We start from the raw sequence: 22,608 nt of genomic DNA, 5'->3' as shown, positions 1-22,608 counted from the left end.
TCTATTAAAACAAGCCATTCTCAATATATCGCTCCGCTGGAGCTTTTTGAATGTGAAAATTTAAATTATGCTATAAATATTTTGCTCCGCTGGAGCAATTCATAAAAACTCACAATTTTTAGATATTAATTTTAGTGTATATTTAATCAAAAAAACTATCCCTTTTTCATTAAACATGGAGCAATTAGAAAATATAATTAAACAAGTTTCAACTAAAAATAAAAGAAACCTTTTTACTTTTTTAACTGGTGCTGGAATCTCTTCTGAAAGTGGAATTCCGACCTATAGAGGTATAGATGGTATTTGGATTAAGGGAACAAAATTTCATAAACCAGAAGAGTTTGGAACTTTTAAATACTTCAAAGAAAACCCTGAAGAAGTTTGGCAATATTCCTTATTTAGAAAAAAAATGTTTGAAAATGCAAAACCAAATGAAAGTCATTACGAATTGGTCGAAATTGAAAACATTTTAAAAGACAGATTTCATCTGATTACTCAAAACATAGACAACCTACACCGATTAAGCGGAACAGAAAGGATTTTTGAAATTCATGGAAATAATAGACAAATAAAGTGTTCAAACGGTTGCAGAGAAATCATAAATCTACCAGAAGAAATAAAAGGAAAAGAGATTGATGAAGATTTAACTGAAAAAGAAATTGAGCTTTTAAAATGTAAAAGTTGCGGAAGTTGGATGAGACCAAATATTTTATGGTTTGATGAATACTACGATGAACAAACGAATAAAAAATTTAGTTCTTTGAAAATTGCCAAAAACTCTGGAATACTTTTTATTATAGGAACTTCTGGCGCCACGAATCTACCTGTTGCAATTGCAGAAACTACTTTAAAATATGGCGGAACTATCGTTGATATTAATATAGAAGACAATCAGTTTACGGCTTTAATAAAAGACAAAAAAAATAAAATCATCATTCGCAAAACATCTACCGAGGCTTTAAAAATGATTAAAGAAATGATTAAAAGCATTATTTGACTTAAAAAATAATGTTTTAATTAAATGAAAAATCAATTAAATAAAATGACAGCAACAGAAATATTTAATATAAAATTAGCGGAATTAAAATCTCAAATAATTGAAGTCCAAAAAAACAAAAACACTTCTGGCATTCTTCTATATAAAGATTATTTATCAAAAATGTATGAGTGGTATGTTGCATTAGGAATTGAAGAAAAATGGCTAATTAACATTTATAAAACAAAAGATGGACACAATTTATTTCATTTGCTAGCTCCAGAGTTCAAAAATAATTTAATTGATTTAGAAGATTTTAGAGTTAATTATCTTAACGATATAACTATTTTAAATAGTAAATATCGAGGTTTTGAGTATATATATGTTTACCTATATATTTACTGGCAAATATTTAAAAATTCACCAAGTTTCGAAAAATATCAAAATCTTCCTGATCCCTATGAACCTGTTATAAAAATTCTATTAAGAGGAAATCATGTTTATAAAGGAGAAATGTCGACAATTGAAGTTGATAATCTACCTATCAAAAGACAGACCGATTTTCGCTTACCCTCATTAGATTATGATTTTTTAGAATACATAGATGAAATATGCATAAGAAGCGGAAGTGGAGGTATTCCTAATCAAGAAAAAACAAATCAATTGTGGGAAGATTTCAAAAAGTTACGGAAAATGAGTTAGAGCACGCAATTTTGATACATGCTTCGAAAATTGTTAAAATAAAAAAGCAACGCCGAGTTAGAAATACTCGTGTTGCTTTTTTTCTTCATCTTGTTATCACTGAAAAATTAGATTTCTAATTGTATGAGAAAATGATTGCTGTGTTTTTTTATATAATTGCCATTATTTTTCTCGAGAAATTCTATTAAAAAGTTAACAGCTTCATCATGTTTTATTTCAATCTCAATAGTATCTTGACTATTAATACTATAAATATCAAAACTATCAAGAGGTAGATTATAATTTTTTAATAGTAAAAAAAAGTCTTCAGAATTAAAACGTTTCCGCATTTTAATATTGCAGAGAACTTCACCCCAATCAAGAGCAATTTCATCTTTTTTTGGAAAAATTATTTCGTTATCTCCATATTCCGAATAAAACTCATATATATGAGTAAATTCATATTCCATTGTCTTTATATTTATTTTTAATGGCCCTGAACTTGATATTAAATTTAGTCTTTCATCCTTGTATGGATTGCTATACCCTTTGGGCTTAAAAAAAACAAAAACAAAATCATTAAAATCTACTTTTTCAACTATTTCACGATCATCCCCTAAAATCTCATTAATAAAATCTTCCATAATTATTTATTTGTTTCTGTGTCTGCAATCTAAATAAAAAAAGCCATTTCAACTAAGAAATGGCTTCTGATTCTTTTATCAATCCCAAAATTTTGCCGTAAACAATTGCTGCTTTATGAACCTGAACCGTCCAATCTTCTGCAGCATTATCATCGGCTCCATCAGAAATATATTTTAAACTTAAAAACGGAATATTTTCTTTCATGGCAATCATGGCTAAAGCGTAAGCTTCCATATCAACAACGTTGTAAGCGTCTGAACGATGTTCCATTTCGAAATTGTCACCAGTTCCGCAAATTCCTTCTTGAAGATTGTCCATTAATAAACCATATTCTAAAACTGGCGGCAAACCAGAAAGTGGTGTTTCGTATAGAGCAAATCCTAAACCGCGAACGTCCATATCTCTTTGTACAAATTTGGTACAGCAGACCACGTCACCTTTTTGAAAATAGCTACTTCCCGCAGAACCTAAATTAATAATTACAGACGGCTTTTTCTTTTGAATGGCTTTTGTCAATTCGTAAGCTGCATTTACTTTTCCGATTCCGGTAAATAAGACATTGTGGCCTTTAAAAACTTCCGCCGCTTCAGATTCGAGAGCAAAACAGAATAATATATCTTCAACAGCAAATGATGCCGTTTGGTTAATTTGTATCATGTGTAACTATATTTTCGGTTTACAAAAATACGCTTTAAAATTTACGCTACTGTAACCTAAACTTAAAATCAAAAAAAGACGTTAAAGTCTGTTTTCTCTATTGGATTTTATGATTTAAAAAATACTTTTGCTAAAACCACTAAAAGAGTTTAAAACCAGAAAGAATAACTGCATGGATAATGAAAAATTTATTTTCTGCCTTGAAGGCGTTAAAGATATAGAAGATCATACCCCGACACATGTGGTAAAATGTCTGGAAGAATTGGCTATCGACCAAGGTATTTCAAGCATTCATAAAACTTGCGACACAATTGAAGGTTTAGAAGAAAGTCTGAATATTTTGCTTTATGAAGATCATAATTTCAAGGATTATGAGATTATTTATCTAGCAATGCCAGGTCAGGAAAACAATATCTGTCTTCACGATTATTATTACAGCATTGAAGAAATTGCCGAATTGTTTGAGGGAAAAATGAAAGGTAAAATCATTCATTTTGCCAATCTTAAGGTTCTAGATTTAAACGAAGAAGAAGCTCAATATTTCTTAGATATAACTGGCGCAAGAGCAATTTCTGGCTATGGTTCTACTTATAATAAAATTGCAAGCTGCAGTACAATTGACAAAGCTTTTTTTAGTCTGTATCAGGAAAATGATAATTTGATCGAAGTCGTTGAAGATCTTTATGCCAAACATTACAATCTCTGCAAACTGCTTGATTTTAGATTATATTATTAAAAATGAAAAAGAAGCAGGCAGAGAAAATAAAAACGTATGGCCCAAAAGGATTTCGAGAGAAATTTTTAGGTGAAGACAATCCTATTCATTTACTTTTTAAATCGAATTCGGATCATTTTTTCTGTCTTGAAATCGAAGAAATGATGCAAATGCAGCATCCTGTTCCGCCTTCTAAACATTCTTGCCATACTTTAATTTTTATTTCTTCTGGTCAGCATGTTATGAAATTGGGCTATCAGGAATATATTACGACCTATAAGGAAATGATTATGGTTCCGGCAGGTCAGATTTTTTCGCTTGACAATGTCAATAATATTCATAAAGGTTATATCTGCCAGTTTCATCCCGACATTTTAATTAGAAAATATGGCAGTCGTGAATTACTGAATGATTTTGATTTTCTGAAAATTTCTGGAAATCCGAAAATCAAACTGGCTCCCGAAGATATTGAACCCATTACAAATATTTTTGAAAGATTGAAAAAGGAATATTCAGAAACTACAATTGCAGATTTGAATATTGTGCAATCTTATCTGATTACGCTATTTTATGAGATGAATAAAAATGCGGTGAAACCTGTTAAAAATATTTCGGCAGCAGAAGCAATCACAGCGAAATTTAAAGAGCTGATTCATGATCATATAAAAACCCAGCATCAGGTAAATTATTACTCTTCTCTACTAAATGTTACTCCAAACCATTTAAATAAATGTGTCAAGACCATCACAGGGAAATCTGCTGTTAAATGGATTGATGAAAACATATTGCTAGAAGCTAAATATCTGCTCTTTCAAACTACTCTATCTGTAGGTGAAATCGCAGCGCAAGTAGGATTTGAAGATCAATCTTACTTTAGCCGTTTTTTCAAAAAGACAGAAGGAATCTCTCCCATTCGATACCGAAAAATGATTGATAAGTCCCAATTATTGATTAAAGAATCCTAACAAATATATGGACGTTTTTCAGAAATTTGCTTCCTCAAAAATGCAAACTATGATTTATGTTTTTAAAACTTCCGTTGATAATCAGACCAAATTCGAATCGGCTTCTGAATTACTAAATCAATTATTACCAGAATCTCAATGGAATTTCGACCTTGAAGATTGCGATAATATCTTACGGGTGGATAGCGAATTGAATGTTACAGCTTTACTTCAAAACAATTCTGTTTTCGATTGCATCGAATTAGAATAAAACCTTACACGCCTTTTTAAAATTTTATATGGAATCAAAATTATACCAAAACCGAACTTTTGAAACGATTGATTACTCGGATCAAAGTTTGGCTAATACCGAATTTGTAAACTGCGAATTCATTAATTGCAACTTCTCTAAAAGTGATTTGAGCCATAATGACTTTATGGATTCTACTTTTAAAAACTGCAATCTATCATTGGCTGTTTTAAAAAATACGGGATTGAAAAACATCAAATTCATTGGCTGTAAATTAATGGGACTTGACTTTAGCGCCTGCAATAGTTTTTTGTTTTCTATGAATTTCGAAGATTGCGTCCTAGACTATTCTACTTTCATTTACAAGAAGCTAAAGAAAACCAACTTTACCGATTGTTCTCTAAAAGAAACTGATTTCTCGAACACCGATTTATCGCTGGCCATTTTTAAAAACTGTGATCTTTCTGGTGCCACTTTCGTGGAAAGCATTCTGGAGAAAACCGATTTTAGAACTTCCCGAAATTATGCATTTGATCCATCAGAAAATAAAATTAAAGGAACAAAGGTTTCGCATACGGCACTTGCAGGTTTATTGGAAAAATTTGATTTATCTATTGAGTAGTTATAAGTTTTCAGTCTCAGTTTTCAGCTACCCCCATGCATGAAGATTGTTACTGAAGACTGAAACTGAAAACCGGAACCGCGACTGAAAACTAAAAAAGCGGGATTACAAAATAAATTGTATCCCGCTTTTTCTATTTAATCAACCACGATTTTTTATTTTATCCAACGTGGATCTCCTACTTTTCTATCAATTAATGTTTGATTCTTAATAGTAAAATCACCTGTTGTCGCACTTGTAAATTGAGGATCTAATACAGTTGCAGAAGCATCTGGTCTATTGTTTCCTGTTGTAATCTGTAAATTAGGCGAATTGAAATTATTATTATTTGAGAACGTAGGAACAGCAGTTGCAGTAGTATTTGTATAAACTGCTGATCCAACATTTAATATCGTATTACGCACTATTAAAGCATTTGTAACAAAACGCACATACAAGATTCTACTTGCAGCTGGAAGTGTCGGAGCATAAATTGTACATCCATCAACTAACACATTACTTGTTAAGCCTGTTCCTGTTAGTCCTGCTGCTGCGTCTAGACGTATGAAATCACGAGATGAACAAGTGTCAAATGTACTTTTTGTTAAAGATACAGTTGCTACATAAGTAGTTCTGAAATCAATAAAATCAGCACCAGAAGCGGTGTTTACATTTTTAATAATACTATTATCTACAGTGAACGATTTTAATTTTGCAGATGCATTTCCGTACATTAATTGAGATGGGAAATCATGAACGTAACTACCACTAATTAAAACATCACCTAATTGTGTTGTAGCTGCTGAGCTAATTGCAATTGCACCACCAGTTGTTCCTGCTCCACTTAAATCGATATCAACTAAAGAGAAATTAACTACCTCACTTGCATTATTAGGGTTGTTAGCAAGAGTGAAATTAAACTTAAGTTTTGGTTTATCACCTGGCCTCAATCCTCTTAATGTTAATGTTTTATTTACCGCTATTGTTCCTGTTTGAGCTGTGTAATCACCCGGCATGAAAACTAAAACAGATCCAGAAGGTGCACTAGCAATTTTTTGAAGCACATCATCTCCTAATTTAACTAATATTCCTGTTCCAATATCTATTCCTGTTGTAAATGTTGCATCACCTCTTTTCTTCGTACCGTTGTATAAAATTGCTGTATAAGCAGTTTCAGGTGTTAAGCCTGTTAAAGTAGCTACTCCAGCTGTTTTTTCAGCAGCTGTAATAGTATGTACGATATTTCCAGGCATTGCAGTAATTTGTGTCACAGAGCTATTTGGAACCCATCTTAATGTAACTTTAGTTGCTTCAATATCTGCATCTTGAACCGGAAACATTATTTGTTCTGATAATGTCGTAGCAGTTATAACTGACCATTTTGAATCTTCTAATCCCGAAGTAACAGATTTTACTCTAATAGAATAAACTGTTTCTCCCTCTAGAGGTACTTGTATAGGAAGTTCAGAAGGCGCAACATTTATGGTTTTATAAATTGTAGAGAAGCTAGGATCATCGGCACTAAATTCTACAACAAAATGATCTGCATTTTCACCTTTTTTAACCGTCCAATTTAACTCAACTATAGTTTTATTTCTAATCGTAGCTTTAAGTCCAATTGGAGAAAACTCTCTTGTATTTCCTATACCGTCTAATAACGCCTCATTATAACTTTCACAGCTTGAAACGGCTATCGAAAGAAGTAACACGGTTATTAATCCTTTAAATATATTTATTGTTTTCATCATAATAACGTCTAATTTATTATTAGTTTTTTGAAAGATTTTAGTAACCGTAATCATTTTTTATCTGGTTATTACTTGCATCAATAAACACTTGCCATATTGGCCAAAATTGTCTATTATCAGGATTAACCCCTGGCTTGTATAATGAAGCTATTTTAGCATCAGCAGCTGTTCCTGTCCAAGTCCATGAAGTAGATGAATATAATACTCCTGGATCTGTCGTTTCTCCTCTATTAAGTCCATAAATATCTAAACTTACATTGTCAGATTTATATTTATAGTACAAAGTTTTTGGTACATCAGCATAAGCTCCTGAGCGAGCTGATAGATCTGTCATTTTTTGTTTTGCCTCATCTAATTTTACTTTAAGCAAATTCCAACGGATAAGCGCTTGTTTACGCTCCATTTCTCCTGTAAACTCGTACTTATTTTCCAAAACAAGGGCGTTAAACATTGCTTCTTTACTAGTTAATGCATCTACATAAGCGTCCACTTTTACAGCCTGAGCAGTTGAAGCAAATGATCTTCTGCGGATTTCTTTTAAATAAGGAGCCGCTGCACCTGGCCCTTCCAATTCGTTTGCAGTTTCAGCAGCAATAAGAAGTACCTCAGCATAACGCATATACATTTTATTCACTCCATCATCATTTGTAGATGTCACATAACGTTTCATCCATTCGTAACGATATTTACCAAAGTACCAAGTATCTAAAGAACCTAGTTCTTGTTTTGCAATACCATTAACTGCTGCACCATATTTATAAGGCACACAAGTAACATCTCTACGTGCATCAGCTTGATCATAGTCGTAGAAAACAAATGGCAACGGACCTGCTACGCCTCCACGGTTAGCACCATTAGCTTGAAATTGGTCAGCAGCAGCCGTATGTCTTACGGCAAACGTAAACAACATTCTACCACGTCCATCAGAAAAAGGAAGTTCCCAAAGAGATTCTCCACCTGCTGTGGTAACTTCTTCGTTGTATTTTCTCCATAATCCTTCAAAGGTAGATTCTAAACGAGCAGAACCACTTTGAATTACCTCACGAGATTCTCTCAATGCCAATGCATACATAGAAGCCACTGAAAGTTCTGGATCATTACTTCTTCTCACTCCGTCAGGATATTGCTGGTAGCCACTTGCTGCTAGAGCCAAACGCGCTCTAAATCCTTTTACAAAAGCCTTATTTACGTGTTCTACTGTACTTGTATAAGAAGTTTCATTAGGCCAAGCAACCAATGTTGAAGCTTCTCCTAAATCTGCAATTATTTGCTTATAAATAATATCTCTATTTGATTTAGGTAAATATAAAGTTGCTGTAGTTATAGGTTCAAAACGAGCTGGAACATCTCCCCAAGATTTAAGTAAGTCAGCATAATAAATTGCTCTTAGCGTTAAAGCTTCTCCTAACAACTGACCCATTTCTGTTCCTGGTGTTGGATTTCCATATTGACGTAAACCTTGAATACAAATATTCGCACGCTCAATACCCAAATACATCATGGCATAGGCATTATTGGTAGTATTCATTTCGGTATTGGTTGGCTTAGCATCATAAACACAAAGATCTGCTTTGTCTCCTGCTGTTTGTGAAGCACTTAACCATTCAACGTCAGTATTTAATCCGTAATAAGGCAAAAATCTACCTCTATAAGAGTTTGTTTCAGCAAATGGCACTTTTATTCCATCAACAGCTCCTTTTGCAAGTTCGACAGTCGAGAAAATTAAAGGCGTATCTAATGTTGATTTTGCAGGCGTATCTAGGTAGTCATCTTCAAATTGCTGGCAAGAACTAAATAAACCCGAAATGATCAATCCCGCTATTATTATTTTATGTTTCATTTTTGTAATCGTTTAAATTAGAAATTAAGATTCATACCAAAAATCATTTGTCTGCTTCTTGGATAAGGACTCGAATCAACCCCCGGAGTAAGTGGAGTTTTTCTTTTTGTTGAAACTTCTGGATCTGAACCCGAATAATTAGTCCAAACAAAAATATTGCTTCCTGTCAAGTAAAATCTCAATTTAGAAACTCCAAGTTTAGATGTAAACATCTCAGGCATTGAATACCCTAATGTCAGAGTATTTAATCTTAAAAACGATGCGTCTTCAACTGCCCAATCAGTAAAGATAGCTTGTCTCATGTATGGAGACCACATAGTTGTATTAGCATTAAGAGCTGCTAAAGCTTCAGGATTATCCGTTACTAATTGACCAGTTGCAGGATCCAAATTAGTCCATCTTTTTCCATCTGCCATTGTAGAATTTAAATTCTTATATTCTCCTGAAGCAGTAGCTGTCGAAAATTCAATTTTATCAGCGTTGTATACATCATTACCAATGCTCCAGTTAAAAGCTGCCATTAAGTCAAAGCCATAAGCATTACCGTTAATAACAAAACCTCCTGAACTTTTAGGATTATAATGACCAATAACTGTTTTATCATTAATATCAACTTTACCATCTCCATTAATATCTTTTAGTTTCATATCTCCAGGCTTAAGACCACTTCCATCACCAACTAAAGAAGTAGAAGTATTAACTACACCACTTTTTAAAACATATTTTCCGCCAACATAATCAAAGTCTGAAACTTCATATCTTCCATCATTTTTGTAGCCATACATACTTCCTAACGAAGAACCAACTGCGATAAGATAATCATCTCCAATTTGCGAAGAAGCCCATCCTGTAGCTTGTCCAAAGTCACTCATAATACCCAATGAGTTAATGCGATTTTTGTTTACTGACATATTGAATGAAAAATTCAATCCATATTTAGCTTTTTCAATTGCAACAACGTTTATAGTAGCCTCGAAACCTTTGTTTTGATTTTGTCCCATGTTACGGTATTGAAAATCATATCCAACTCCTGAAACTGGGAAATTAAGCAATAAGTCGTTCGTTAGGTTTTTGTAGATATCAAAATTACCACTTAAGCGATTTTTGAAAAATGCAAAATCTAAACCAATATTCTGAGTAACTGTCGTTTCCCATTTCAAGTCAGGATTAGGCATTGTTTTAGAAGGTGCCCAAACACTAGTAACTCCATTAATCCATGTTGTTGGTGTCGACTGGAAAATTTGAATTTGCTGTCCAACAGGTATATTATTATTACCTGCTTCACCATAACTTGCTCTTAATTTTAAAAGACTTAACCAAGCTTTATTTTTTAGCCAATTTTCTTCTGACATTTTCCATCCTGCTGCAAAAGCTGGGAAATATCCCCAACGGTTCGCTCCTAAAAATTTACTAGATCCATCTGCACGAAATGTGGCAGATAGGATATAACGGTTTTTGTAATCATAATTTGCACGTCCGAAGAAAGATAATAATCTGTCATCAGGGCTATAATAGTTATCTACTGCTTGAGGAGTCCCTTGTGTCGTTAGAGTTTTTGCTTTTTCAAAATCAAAAAAACTAGGATATCCATGTATCGTATTTGTTAAAGTATTTGTGCTATATGTAATGCTTTCCTCCCCAATAAGAGCAGTCAAATGATGATCTTCTCCCATTATTTTTTTGAAGTCGTAATTTAGCGTATTTGCATTTCTAAAGCGTTCCTGTTTAGCATCTGACATAATCATTGCAGGCAAACCTTGTAATACAGCGGTTGGCGCATTATTTACATAATAAGTTGATCGACCATAAAAACGATAATCTGTAATATTAGAATTATCTAGACCTAAATCTACTTTCAGTTTTAAATTATCTACAATCTCCCATCCAAAACTTCCTAACATATTAAAGTTTTTACGAAACTGCTGAGCGTTATTATCTGATATTGCTATAAAAGGATTTACCAACACATCTGTTCCGTCTCCAGTAGTATCACCAGACGTTAGACCTGGTACTGGAAGTGGCGCATAGCCTACAACAGTACGCATACGAGAATCCGACGAAGATTTCTCATTTTGCTCATTTACCCCACCTCCATCAATCTCTGTATCTGAATAACGCATTGTAAAAGCAACATCAATTTTATCATTTAGTTTACTCTTTAAAGCTAATGCTAAGTTATTTCTTTTGTAGTCTGAGCCTACCATGATAGCTTTTTCATCGTAGTGAGCATAATTAAAATTATAATTAAGCTTATCAGTTCCTCCTCTAATTCCTAAATCACGGCTTTGCACCTCACCTGTGCGTCCAAAGATTTGTTTTTGCCAATCATCTCCTTTTAAACCATTGTACATGTCATGATCTTCCCAATTTCCAAAATACTTAGTGTATGAATCTGGATTAGTAGGTACCTTTGTTCCACTTTGAGAAAGTAAAGCATATTCATATTGCCATTTTGTATAATCCTCAGGCGACAAAACATCAATATCTTTAGCCATCGTTTTCATACCATAGAACATATTAAAGTTTACAGCCATTTTCCCATCTTTTCCGCTTTTTGTAGTAATAAGAATTACCCCATTTGCACCTCGTGATCCGTAGATTGCAGTTGAAGCGGCATCTTTTAAAACAGTCATTGTTTCGATATCAGATGAAGAAATATCATTCATATTATTGATAGGAAAACCATCTACAATAATCAATGGCGAAGAATCTTGAGTAAGTGAACCACCTCCACGAACTCTAATTTTTATATCTGCATCTGGAGAGCCTTCAGCTGCAGTTACCTGTACACCCGCGATACGACCTGTTAAAGCTTCAGCAACATTTGCAACTGGTACCTTTTTCAAATCAGATCCTGAAATAGTTGACACAGCACCTGTTAAATCAGATTTTTTAGCCGTTCCGTATCCAATTACAACAACTTCATTCAAGTTATTAGAATCTTCAATCATTGTTGCATTTACTTTAGTCTTTCCGTCTGTTGGAACATTAATGCTCTGAAAACCTATAAATGAAAAACTTAATACTGCTTTCGGATTCGTCAGTTTTATTTTGTAATGCCCGTCAAAATCGGTAGAAGTTCCGTTCTTAGTTCCTTTTTCTAAGACGTTTACCCCAGGAAGAGAAAGTCCCGCAGCATCCTTCACGGTTCCCTCTATCGTTGTGCCCTGCGCGTGTACTTGACTACCGATCAATAAGCACAGTAAGAAAACAAGTTTAAAGCAAAAATTTGCTCCTTTGTTTAATAGTTCTTTAAAGTTCATGGTTGATTGTTTAAGTTATTAATGTTTTTTCTAGTTGGTTTAAGTGGTTTTTTGTGGTTACTTTCAATTCATTTTATAGTTAATATTTGTGGTTTTTATTTAACAGTAATTTATTTATCTCTTCTACAAAACTTTATTCAAGCTTCATTTTTCCTTCTCATAACTTAATCGATTTCGAACGATGTGAAAAAAAGTTGTAATCGATTACACAAACATAGATATTTTTTTTAAACGAAAAATAAAATTTCCCAAAAAAATCCTAAAATAAACTATATATGAAAATTATTATTGCTTTTTTATGTAACATATATAATTTATATCACTTTAAAATATTAAAAATATTATTATTAATCGTTCATTTGATTCGATTATTGCAAAAAAAACAATCGATTACATGAATATTAATTACGAAATTATCAGGTGTTATTTTTACACTTAAAAAGTTAAAGTCAAGCTAAAAAAAATTAGAAAAATTCTATTTACACCTTAAATTTTATAATGATTTTACCTATAAATAAAATCAATTGAAGAAAAGAAAAAGTAATTTTGACCATAAGCTTGTGTCTTTATAAGCATAAAAAAAGCCCTTAAACAAAAGTTAAGGGCTTGAAAATTTAAATATTTTAGATTTATATCGGCTGAACTTGAACCTGTTTTTGATGTAATCTCATCAATATGAATGTAATAATCATTCCGATAACCGACATTACTACTCCGATAAGATTAGGAGAAGAATAGCTGAATCCTGCTGCCAAAGGCAATCCACCTAGAAAAGCCCCTAAAGCATTACCAATATTGAAACTTCCTTGAAGAGAAGCTGAAGCGATCATCTCTGCTCCTTTTGCAGTGCGAATCATCAGCATCTGAATTGGCGCAATTACCGAGAATGAAATAGCACCAGTCAAGAAAGTCAAAAACAACGAAATATATTGATTGAATGAAAAGAAATAAACCAAAACCAAATCGGTAGACATAACAAGCAATAAAGCTAGCGTTGTTGGAGCTGGTAAAAAACGATCTGCCAATTTTCCTCCTACGAAGTTACCAACTACCATTCCTAATCCTGCTAAAATCAAGATAGATGAAACATCTTCTGGCGAAAACTTCGATACATTAATTAAAAGAGGCGCAATATAACTGATCCAAGCAAATAGACCTCCAAAACCAATTGCCGTAATTCCGATAATCAGCCAAGCTTCTGTTCTTTTAAAAAATTGCAACTGTGTTTTCATGTTAACGCTTTCCCCTTTTTCTAAGTTCGGCATCCAGAAATAAATAGCCAGCAACGTCAATAATCCCACAAAAGCAATTAAAACAAAAGTATAACGCCAAATAAAATGATGTCCTATATAAGTTCCAATCGGTACACCTATTAAGTTAGCGATAGTTAAGCCGGCAAACATAATTGAGATTGCCTGTGCTTCTTTTCCTTTATCAGCCAAACGGCTTGCGACTACCGCTCCCACTCCAAAGAATGCTCCATGCGGCAAACCAGAAAGAAAACGAGAAGCAAATAAGATATTATAATCGGGAGCAATAATGGACAATGAATTAAAAACTGCCAACATTAAAGCTAAAATTAAAAGCATTTTTTTTGGTGCATAATTTCTTCCTGCGATTACTAACAAAGGCGCTCCAATAACAACTCCAAGTGCATAAGCCGAAATTAAATATCCAGCAACCGGAATTGAAACTTTCATATCTGAAGCAATATCTGGGAGTAATCCCATCATTACAAATTCTGTAATTCCAATAGTTAACCCTCCTAAAGAGAGTGCAATAAGACTTTTTTTCATTTTGATTTAATGTAGAAAGGAATAGATTTCTACGAGGCAAAATTAACACTGTTAAGCGAATTAAAACTTGTATATTTGTGACATAAAATTGTATAATTAAGTTATGCCTAAATTAAATCAGTTTAAAACTCTAGTTCTTGACGAATTTGAGGAAGAAAAATTTCATCTTCCTCCACATACGCATACGTATTACGAAATCATATATATCAAGAAAGGAAGCGGTATTCATCATATAAATAACAATCTGCTCCATTATAAAGCAGGAGATCTTTTCGTGATTTCACCTGATGACGAACATTATTTTGATATCAAAAAAAGCACACGTTTTATTTTTATAAAATTCACAGACAATTATTTCAACTCAAAACAAAATCTTACCTGTGACGAGTTTTTAATTCACACGCCAGAAAGTTTCATGCGCGATAAGATTTTAAAAGAAACTGTTTTAAAATTTGATGAACCCTGCAAAACTATTCTAAAGAATACAGTTGAAAACATTGTAACATATGGAAAGTACATTGATGTGACTTCTTCTCCTATTGTATTCTATCAGATACTTTCCATTTTTGGGTTGATAAAAGAAACCATTCGATGTATGAATCTACAGATGACATCAAAACATCTAGACAATGAACAAATTGCAAATTATATACATCAGAATATTTATCAGCCAAAATTGGTTCAGATAAAAGTAATTGCAGAACATTTTAATATCGCTCAAACTTATTTTAGCGCCTATTTTAAAAGAACTTTCAGCATTAGTTATCGGGAATACATTCATAATTTAAGATTGACTTTAATCGAAAAAAGATTTCACAATAATCAATTGCCCATTAAACAAATTGCCTACGAGTTTGGCTTCACAGATGAAAGTCATTTGACCAACTATTTTAAAAAACGCAGAAACATGAAACCAACAGATTTCAAAAAACTCTAGTTAGCGAAATCTTAAAAAGTTATTTCCTCGAACATTTTTAGCTAAATTTGTATTTCTAAAAACAATTTCTTTGATCAAGAAAATCCACATAATAATGCTTTTTATGACACTTAGTTTCTTTTTGAACCCGAGTTATACTTACGCATGCCATACTGGAAACTCAAAAGAAATTGCCGTTAAAGAAGAAAAAAGCTGTTCTCAAAAATGCTGCGAAAAGAAAACTTCAAAGCAAGAAAAACATAATTGCGAAGGAAAGTGCCGTCACGCAGGCTGTAATACCTCAACATTAAACCTTCTTTTGATTTCAAATGATTTTGATTTGCCAAATGATGTTTTCAATTTTTCTTTAAAAAACACAATTTCCTCTTATAGTAATTCTACTATTTCTTCAGGATTTACTTCTATCTGGCTGAAGCCAAAAATATAATTGTTTGTATTTGTGACAGCCCATATTGGGTCTTTTTAAAATCAAATTTTTTAATTAATTTTAAAGGAATTAAAAATCCTTTACCAAATATTATATACAATGAAAAAATCAATTATAGCTTTAGCAATAGCAGTAACAGTATTATTTACTGCAAATACGATTCAGGCAAAAACGAATAATTCTGGTATAACAGAAATTGAAATTGCAGATTCTCAATTACAATCTGTTTATGATGCTTATTTTTCTGTAAAAGATGCGCTTATTAAAAGTGACAGCAAATTAACTTCGGCAAAAGCTGCAACTTTATTGACTGCCATTACTGCCGTAAAAATGGACAAATTAAAAAGCAACGAACATACTGTTTGGATGAAAGTGGTAAAGAAATTAACTGCCGATGCCAAAAGTATTTCAACTACAACAGATCTTAAAAAACAACGTGAGACTTTTAAATCATTGTCTAAAAGCACTTACGATTTAATAAAAGTTTCAAGCCCAGGTGAACCAATCTACAAACAATATTGCCCAATGGCAGACGCTGATTGGTTAAGCAAAGAAAAAGCAGTTAAGAATCCGTATTATGGTTCTTCTATGCTGACTTGCGGAAATGTAGTAGAAACGATCAAATAAATATGAAGCTTTACATCAAAAATATGGTGTGCAGCCGATGCAAAATGGTAGTGAAGTCCGAGTTCGAAAAACTCGGACTTCAACCTATTTCTGTAGAATTAGGAGAAGTTGAGCTACAAGAAGAAATCAATGATACACAAAAGGAAGTTTTATTAGAAAATCTTCAAGATTTAGGTTTTGATTTAATCGATGATAAAAAGACAAAAACCGTCGAAAGAATAAAAAACCTAATCGTCGATTTGGTTCATCACAAAAACAATGATCTCAAAATCAACCTATCAGAATATCTCTCAGAAAACTTAAATCAAGATTACAATTCGCTGAGCAATTTATTTTCTGAAATCGAAAACACCACAATCGAAAAGTATTTTATTAGCCAGAAAATTGAAAAAGTAAAAGAATTATTGATATATAATGAGCTTTCTTTAAGTGAAATTGCCGATATTCTCAACTACAGCAATGTGGCGCATTTAAGCAATCAATTCAAAAAAATTACAGGCTTTACCCCTACTTCATTCAAACAATCAAAAGATAAAATGCGTATTCAGATCGAGAATTTGTAGTTTTTGATTTAACCGCTAAGGCGCTAAGGTTTACGCAAAGCACACAAAGTTTTTAGCCACAGATTAAAAGGATTAGAAGGATTTTTTGAAAATCTGTGTTAATCTTTTTAATCTGTGGCTAACTTTTTATGTGCAAAGCTTTGAGAACTTTTTAATCTTAAAAAAAACCTTCGTGTACTTTGCGTAAACCTTAGCGCTCTCTGCGTTAAAAAGCAGCATTTCGTAAATCTTACAAATCATTCCCAAAATTCTACAAACCTAACTCAGACTTACTTCGGAAATTTGCATTGTAATACTTAAAAACCAATACAATGACTCATCAATATATAATTTCAGGAATGTCGTGTGACGGCTGCCGTAAAAAAGTAGAAAAAACTTTAAATGAAGTTGACGGCGTTCAGGCGGAAGTAACTTTAAATCCTCCAACAGCTACCATAACGATGGATAAGCACGTTCCTACTGAAAAGTTTCAGGAAGTTTTATCTGCAGCTGGAAAATATACTATTGAAATGGATTCTCCTAAAAATCATGGAGAAACTGCCGTTAAATCTTGCTGTTCTAGTCATAAAAAAGAACACCATGTTCACAATCATGATCATCATAAATCAGAAACCAAAAAAGTACACCAGCACAGTGCAAATGGCGTTTATTATTGTCCAATGCATTGTGAAGGTGATAAAACATACAACAAACCTGGAGATTGCCCAGTCTGCGGAATGGATTTAGTTCCCCAAGTTGCCGTAACCGCAACACAATTTACTTGTCCAATGCATCCAGAAATTGTTTCAAACGAACCGGGCGATTGTCCGATTTGCGGAATGGACCTAGTTCCTATGCAGGCTTCAGAAAGTGAAGAAAACAAAACCTACACTGATTTATTGAGAAAGATGAAAATCGCGATTTTGTTTACGCTTCCAATTTTCATTATCTCGATGTCAGAAATGATTCCCAATAATCCATTATATAATATAATGTCTATTGAAAAGTGGAACTGGGTTCAACTTTTATTTTCGATTCCCGTTTTGTTTTATGCAGGATGGATGTTTTTCGTTCGTGCATACAAATCAATTGTAACTTGGAATTTAAACATGTTTACTTTAATAGGAATAGGGACAAGTGTCGCTTTCCTTTTTAGTATTGTCGGAATGTTTTTTCCTGATATTTTTCCATCCGAATTCAAATCCCATCACGGAACGATTCATTTGTATTTTGAAGCTGCGACGGTAATTATCACTTTAGTCTTATTGGGACAACTATTAGAAGCTAAAGCACACGGACAAACCAACGGAGCAATAAAAGAATTATTAAAATTAGCACCAACAGAAGCAACTTTGGTTGAAAATGGAATTGATAAAGTTATTTCAATCCACAATATCAAAAAAGGCGATTTACTTCGTGTAAAACCCGGAGAAAAAATTCCGGTTGACGGAAAAATAACAACTGGCGAAAGTAGCATTGATGAATCTATGATTACTGGGGAACCAATTCCAGTAGATAAAAAAATAGGTGATGCAGTGATTTCTGGAACAATAAACGGAACAAAATCATTTGTAATGATTGCCGAAAAAGTCGGTTCAGAGACGATGCTTTCACAGATTATCCAAATGGTAAATGATGCGAGCAGATCTCGCGCTCCAATTCAGAAATTAGCTGATAGAGTTTCTAAATATTTTGTTCCAACTGTAGTTATCATTTCGATTGTAACCTTTTTTGTCTGGGCAAAATTTGGTCCAGAACCTGCTTATGTCTACGGATTGATCAACGCAATTGCGGTTTTAATTATCGCCTGTCCCTGCGCACTTGGGCTAGCAACTCCAATGTCGGTTATGGTTGGCGTTGGAAAAGGAGCACAAAACGGAATTCTGATCAAAAATGCCGAAGCCTTGGAAAACATGAATAAAATTGATGTTTTGATTACCGATAAAACAGGAACAATTACCGAAGGAAAACCATCTGTAGAAAAAATCTATGCCATAAATAATGACGAAGATTTCCTGCTTCAAAACATTGCTTCGTTAAATCAGCACAGCGAACATCCTTTGGCACAAGCCGTAGTCAATTTCGCGAAAGCAAAAAATACTTCATTGAAAGAAGTTCATGGTTTTGAAACCATTGCAGGAAAAGGTGTTTTTGGAACTATAGAAAACATAAATGTCGCTTTAGGAAACAAAAAATTAATGGACGAAATTGGTGCTTCTGTTTCTACCGATTTAGAACAAAAAGTAATTTCTGAACAGAATTTAGGAAAAACTATTTCATACATCGCCATTGAAAAAAGCGTTTTAGGCTTCGTAGCCATTACCGATGCCATCAAAGAAAACAGCGCAAAAGCCATTAAAGAATTAATCGCTCAAGGGGTTGAGGTTATCATGATGACGGGTGATAATCATAATACCGCAAAAGCCGTTGCTGAACATTTACATTTAAGCTCTTTCAAAGCAGATTGTCTTCCAGAAGATAAATTAAAAGAAATTCAACGTCTTCAAGCACAAGGAAAAATCGTTGCAATGGCCGGTGATGGAATCAATGATGCGCCAGCTTTGGCTCAATCCAACATCGGAATTGCAATGGGAACGGGAACAGATGTTGCAATCGAAAGCGCTAAAATTACTTTAGTAAAAGGCGATTTAAATGGAATCGTAAAAGCTAAAAATCTAAGTCACGCTGTAATGTCAAATATCAAACAGAATTTATTCTTTGCCTTTATATATAACACTTTAGGCGTGCCAATTGCAGCAGGAATTTTATATCCATTTTTAGGAATATTGCTTTCGCCGATGTTGGCTGCTGTAGCAATGAGTTTGAGTTCTGTATCCGTAATCGTAAATGCTTTGCGATTGAGAAATTTAAAACTATAACTTGGAGTGAAATTATTTTAAACACATAGAAACATTTTTAGTAGACAATTAAAAAAGGCGTTCACTAATTTAAATGACGCTGTGCGAAAAAAAATAGACAAAAAAATACGCTTCGGAGAAGCGAAATATTTATAGATATAGTATTAGTATTGATAGTAAAGCTCCAGCGGAGCGACATCTTTTTTACATTAACCACATATTTCGCTCCGCTGGAGCTCTTTTATATAAACGGAATTGAATTTCTATAAATATTTCGCTCCGCTGGAGCTTAACAAAATTAAATTGTGCTCAATTTATTTAAAATTATAATCTAATGATTAAGATCAAATATATCCTTATCCTTTTTTTAATTGCTTTTCAGCTAAAGGCTCAAAAAGTAGTGCGTTACGATTTGCATGTTCGTGATACGATTGTCAATTTTTCGGGTAAAGAAAAACGTGCAATTTCTGTGAACGGACAAATTCCGATGCCAACTCTAACTTTTACCGAAGGCGATATTGCAGAAATTTATGTCCATAACGAATTAAAAAAGGAAAGTACTTCGATGCACTGGCACGGATTGTTTCTTCCAAATAAAGAAGATGGAGTTCCATATCTTACGCAAATGCCGATTGAACCTGGAACAACTCATAAATATACCTTCCCGATTATTCAGAACGGAACCTATTGGTATCATAGTCATTCGGGGTTACAAGAACAAATTGGTTTATATGGACTTTTTATCATCAATAAGAAAAAAGACGATTCAACAATTAGAAGTGGCATTGACGATTTGCCAACAATTCCAGTTATTTTAAGCGAATGGTCAGATCTTAAACCAGAGAATATTCAGCGAATGCTGCACAATGCCAATGATTGGTTTGCCATAAAAAAAGGAACGACTCAAAGTTATGCCGAAGCTGTAAAACAAGGACATTTTTCGACCAAAGTGACCAACGAATGGAAACGAATGAACGCAATGGATGTCAGCGATGTTTATTATGAAAAATTTCTCATCAATGGGAAAAATGAACAGCAGTTTTCAGATCTTAAACCTGGCTCAAAAGTACGATTGCGAATTGCCAACGGGGGTGCTTCCAGTTATTTTTGGCTGACTTATGGCGGAGGAAAAATTACCGTTGTGGCCAGCGATGGAAACGATGTCGAACCAGTAGAAGTGGATCGCTTAATAATTGCCGTTTCTGAAACTTATGATGTTGTCGTTACCGTTCCAGAAGACCATAAATCTTTTGCTTTTTTGGCTACAGCCGAAGACAGAACGGGATCTGCGTCTTTGTTTTTAGGAAGTGGAGAGAAACAGCCTGTTCATCATCTTTCGAAATTAAAATATTTTGAAGGAATGAAAATGATGAATGATATGATGAAAATGAATGGCGAAATGAACGACATGGGCATGAATATGTCTTTGAATAAAATGGACATGAACGCCGTAATGTATCCTGAAATTTCTGGTGAAGATGAGAATGCAAAACCTGCGATGGATCATTCGAATCATAATATGGAAAACATGAAAATGGAAAGTGACAGCACTGAAACCTCCGAGATTGTGACTTTGAATTATGGAATGCTGAAATCTCCGTTTAAAACTAATCTTCCAAAAGATGCGCCTGTAAAAGAATTGCGTTTCACTCTATCTGGAAATATGAATCGTTACGTGTGGAGTTTGGATAATAAAGTGGTTTCTGAAACCGATAAAATCTTAATTAAAAAAGGAGAAAACGTTCGTATTGTTTTATACAACGGTTCGATGATGCGCCACCCGATGCATTTACACGGACACGATTTTAGAATCCTGAATGAACATGGCGATTATTCTCCACTAAAAAATGTAATTGATATTATGCCAATGGAAACTGATACGATCGAGTTTCAGGCAAATGCAGATGGTGACTGGTTTTTTCACTGTCATATTTTATATCACATGATGGCTGGAATGGGAAGAATTTTTACTTACGAAAATTCAGCACCAAATCCGTTAATTCATCATCCTGAAATGGCTTTTAAAATGCTAAAAATGGACGATCGAATGTTTCATTTTATGGCTGAAAATGATTTTGCTACGAATGGAAACGATGGTGAAGCAATGTTCAGCAACACACGTTGGAGTATTGGAACCGAATGGAGATTGGGTTATAACGATAAACACGGTTATGAAACTGAAACTCACATTGGTCGTTACATCGGAAAAAATCAATGGTTAATGCCTTTTATTGGTTTTGACTGGCGCTACCGAAAAATGGGAATAGACGAACAAGAACAAAATCTGTTTGGACAAAGTAATACGAAAGACAATCGTTCGGTTTTTAGTGCCGGTATCGAGTATACTTTACCAATGCTCATAAAAGCACAAGTTGAGGTGTATACAGATGGAAACGTAAGAGTACAATTTGAACGAAAAGATATTCCGTTATCTCAAAGACTCCGAATGAATTTAATGTGGAATACTGATAAGGAATATATGGCTGGCTTAAAATATATTGTAGCTAGAAACTTTGGAATCACAACACATTACGACAGTGATATGGGAATTGGTTTTGGGGTTAGTTTGAATTATTGATTTTTCTTTCAACCATATAAGTGATTTAAGTTCATTGAAAAGAATTCTAAGTAATCAAATAAATTTTATCTTAGTTTTCTTAAAATCAATAATCATGAGAAAAACATCTTTTTTACTTCTTCTAATTCTCGGAATAACTTTAACAAGCTGTGATCCATCACAAGGTGTTTCGTTTACTAATAAAGGAGAAAGCAATGTCAAAGTAAAACTGATAATAAATCCGCAAGTGAAAAACGATCAATTGGATGAAATGAAAAAAGGAGATTCAATTGTTTTTAATTTAGTTCCTCATAATCCTGAAGAAAAAGAAGGTTATATTTATTTTGGAAGAGGAAGATGGAACGATGAAAATATTAGTGAAATTAGCAAATCTATTAAAAGCATTGAAATTGAAAATGATAATTATAAGATCATTTTCAAATCACAGCAAGCAATACATAAATTACTAAAAGAAAATTATAAAGGCATAATTTTGAAATCTTTAAACATTGAAATTGACGACAATTTTTTTAACTAAACTAAT

19 protein-coding genes are annotated in these 22,608 nt (G+C 33.3%); 13 read left to right on the top strand and 6 right to left on the bottom strand.

Annotated features, from left to right (window positions below; all coding sequences use genetic code 11):
• Positions 1-175: 175 nt before the first annotated feature.
• Both DMA14_RS10010 and DMA14_RS10005 read left to right on the top strand, forming a co-directional pair.
• A complete protein-coding gene (locus tag DMA14_RS10010; RefSeq protein WP_111424537.1) occupies positions 176-997 on the top strand; it encodes an SIR2 family NAD-dependent protein deacylase in 822 nt (273 codons plus the stop codon).
• Positions 998-1,021: 24 nt separating this feature from the next.
• Entirely contained in the window at positions 1,022-1,678 is a 657-nt protein-coding gene (locus tag DMA14_RS10005) for a hypothetical protein (protein ID WP_111424536.1), read from the top strand.
• A 107-nt stretch (positions 1,679-1,785) separates the two neighbouring features.
• On the opposite strand, the gene DMA14_RS10000 is transcribed toward DMA14_RS10005, so the two are convergent.
• On the bottom strand, positions 1,786-2,301 hold the full coding sequence (locus DMA14_RS10000) for a hypothetical protein (protein WP_111424535.1): 516 nt from the start codon (positions 2,299-2,301) through the stop codon (positions 1,786-1,788).
• Positions 2,302-2,353: 52 nt separating this feature from the next.
• The gene (locus tag DMA14_RS09995; protein WP_111424534.1) at positions 2,354-2,959 is read right to left on the bottom strand and encodes a 5'-methylthioadenosine/S-adenosylhomocysteine nucleosidase family protein; all 606 of its coding nucleotides are present in this window, start codon (positions 2,957-2,959) and stop codon (positions 2,354-2,356) included.
• A 172-nt stretch (positions 2,960-3,131) separates the two neighbouring features.
• On the opposite strand from DMA14_RS09995, the gene DMA14_RS09990 reads away from it, so the two are divergent.
• From DMA14_RS09990 to DMA14_RS09975, 4 genes are read left to right on the top strand one after another with little or no spacing between them, the layout of a single operon-like run.
• Positions 3,132-3,695, top strand: coding sequence for a DUF6642 family protein (locus tag DMA14_RS09990; protein WP_111424533.1), 564 nt, complete (start codon positions 3,132-3,134; stop codon positions 3,693-3,695).
• Positions 3,696-3,697: 2 nt separating this feature from the next.
• On the top strand, positions 3,698-4,639 hold the full coding sequence (locus tag DMA14_RS09985) for a helix-turn-helix domain-containing protein (RefSeq protein WP_238989943.1): 942 nt from the start codon (positions 3,698-3,700) through the stop codon (positions 4,637-4,639).
• A 40-nt stretch (positions 4,640-4,679) separates the two neighbouring features.
• A complete protein-coding gene (locus DMA14_RS09980; protein WP_317047253.1) occupies positions 4,680-4,889 on the top strand; it encodes a hypothetical protein in 210 nt (69 codons plus the stop codon).
• A 28-nt stretch (positions 4,890-4,917) separates the two neighbouring features.
• A complete protein-coding gene (locus DMA14_RS09975) occupies positions 4,918-5,490 on the top strand; it encodes a pentapeptide repeat-containing protein (RefSeq protein ID WP_111424532.1) in 573 nt (190 codons plus the stop codon).
• A 155-nt stretch (positions 5,491-5,645) separates the two neighbouring features.
• On the opposite strand, the gene DMA14_RS09970 is transcribed toward DMA14_RS09975, so the two are convergent.
• From DMA14_RS09970 to DMA14_RS09955, 4 genes are all read right to left on the bottom strand, one after another.
• Entirely contained in the window at positions 5,646-7,217 is a 1,572-nt protein-coding gene (locus DMA14_RS09970) for a DUF5123 domain-containing protein (protein WP_111424661.1), read from the bottom strand.
• A gap of 37 nt (positions 7,218-7,254) precedes the next feature.
• Positions 7,255-9,057 carry a RagB/SusD family nutrient uptake outer membrane protein gene (locus tag DMA14_RS09965; RefSeq protein ID WP_111424531.1) on the bottom strand — a complete coding sequence of 601 codons (1,803 nt, stop codon included), beginning with the start codon at positions 9,055-9,057 and terminating at the stop codon, positions 7,255-7,257.
• A gap of 17 nt (positions 9,058-9,074) precedes the next feature.
• Positions 9,075-12,320, bottom strand: a complete 3,246-nt coding sequence (locus tag DMA14_RS09960) for a SusC/RagA family TonB-linked outer membrane protein (protein WP_111424530.1) — start codon at positions 12,318-12,320, stop codon at positions 9,075-9,077.
• Between the two features lie 629 nt (positions 12,321-12,949).
• On the bottom strand, positions 12,950-14,116 hold the full coding sequence (locus DMA14_RS09955) for an MFS transporter (protein ID WP_111424529.1): 1,167 nt from the start codon (positions 14,114-14,116) through the stop codon (positions 12,950-12,952).
• 103 nt (positions 14,117-14,219) lie between these two features.
• Here DMA14_RS09955 and DMA14_RS09950 point away from each other — a divergent pair, with 103 nt between their 5' ends.
• The 7 genes from DMA14_RS09950 (at position 14,220) to DMA14_RS09920 (ending at position 22,602) form a co-directional block, all read left to right on the top strand.
• Entirely contained in the window at positions 14,220-15,053 is an 834-nt protein-coding gene (locus DMA14_RS09950) for an AraC family transcriptional regulator (protein WP_111424528.1), read from the top strand.
• 103 nt (positions 15,054-15,156) lie between these two features.
• Positions 15,157-15,480: a hypothetical protein gene (locus DMA14_RS09945; RefSeq protein ID WP_238989942.1), complete on the top strand. Its 324-nt coding sequence runs from the start codon at positions 15,157-15,159 to the stop codon at positions 15,478-15,480.
• Positions 15,481-15,579: 99 nt separating this feature from the next.
• Positions 15,580-16,107: a DUF3347 domain-containing protein gene (locus DMA14_RS09940; protein WP_111424526.1), complete on the top strand. Its 528-nt coding sequence runs from the start codon at positions 15,580-15,582 to the stop codon at positions 16,105-16,107.
• 2 nt (positions 16,108-16,109) lie between these two features.
• Positions 16,110-16,670, top strand: coding sequence for a helix-turn-helix domain-containing protein (locus DMA14_RS09935; protein ID WP_111424525.1), 561 nt, complete (start codon positions 16,110-16,112; stop codon positions 16,668-16,670).
• A 311-nt stretch (positions 16,671-16,981) separates the two neighbouring features.
• Positions 16,982-19,528 (top strand): heavy metal translocating P-type ATPase, encoded by a 2,547-nt coding sequence (locus DMA14_RS09930; RefSeq protein ID WP_111424524.1) that lies wholly within the window; start codon positions 16,982-16,984, stop codon positions 19,526-19,528.
• 313 nt (positions 19,529-19,841) lie between these two features.
• Complete coding sequence (locus DMA14_RS09925; RefSeq protein WP_111424523.1) at positions 19,842-22,085, top strand: multicopper oxidase family protein; 2,244 nt, start codon at positions 19,842-19,844, stop codon at positions 22,083-22,085.
• A 94-nt stretch (positions 22,086-22,179) separates the two neighbouring features.
• The gene (locus tag DMA14_RS09920) at positions 22,180-22,602 is read left to right on the top strand and encodes a hypothetical protein (RefSeq protein WP_111424522.1); all 423 of its coding nucleotides are present in this window, start codon (positions 22,180-22,182) and stop codon (positions 22,600-22,602) included.
• Positions 22,603-22,608: the final 6 nt, after the last annotated feature.

Origin of the sequence: Flavobacterium sharifuzzamanii, assembly GCF_003254585.1 — a bacterium.
Classification (GTDB): Bacteria; Bacteroidota; Bacteroidia; order Flavobacteriales; family Flavobacteriaceae; genus Flavobacterium; species Flavobacterium sharifuzzamanii.
The sequence above is the reverse complement of the archived record's forward strand: the minus strand, read 5'-3'. Positions and strand labels throughout refer to the sequence as shown.